Annotated in this window: 1 pseudogene; it reads right to left on the bottom strand. The window is 45.9% G+C overall.

The features are described 5' to 3' along the window. Positions 1-580, bottom strand: a pseudogene (locus ACFIO5_RS13125) (DUF4815 domain-containing protein); the annotation flags it as partial.

The following is a 580-nucleotide window of genomic DNA, read 5'->3' as shown; positions in this document are numbered from 1 at the left end:
TCTGTCTCATCGAGTTTTAAAGGAGTAAAGGCGCCATCATCCAGCTGCATCTCGAGGGTTAAGCAAGAACCACCTGGCAAAAAGCTTTTGATATAGCTCGTTAACCTTGCCTTTTCCCCAAAGGCAAAAGCCCGCGTGATATAAGTTGCTGTTTTATGAATCTTTCCTGCAATCAACTGAACCGGGGCAAATAACACCGGTGAAAGCTTCTCTGTGCCTTTAAGAATGGCGCGAAGCTTGACCTTTTCACTGATATATTCGCTAAGGCTTAGCAATTGAAAGGGTAGCAGTTGGTAAATCGTGCCGTTGTTGCGTTCAATTTCAAAGATGACAGAGCAATCGCTTGAAGGCAATTCGACAGCTGCACGCACTTGCAAATCAGAACAATCCACAAGATCAAAGGTGCCTAAATCAACCATCTTTTCTGTTTGCCTGTAGCGTGCAGCCAACACCCGAAAGGCTAATGCTTCATCTTGATGGGCGCTCCAGCTCTGCGCATTGACAGAAGAAAAACGCGGACCCGTCACATAGGGGTGGCTTGAGACATATCTTTGGCTGTCTTTATCAAAATCCCCAAGTT

Source organism: Bartonella sp. AA86SXKL (assembly GCF_042196885.1).
The sequence above is the reverse complement of the archived record's forward strand: the minus strand, read 5'-3'. Positions and strand labels throughout refer to the sequence as shown.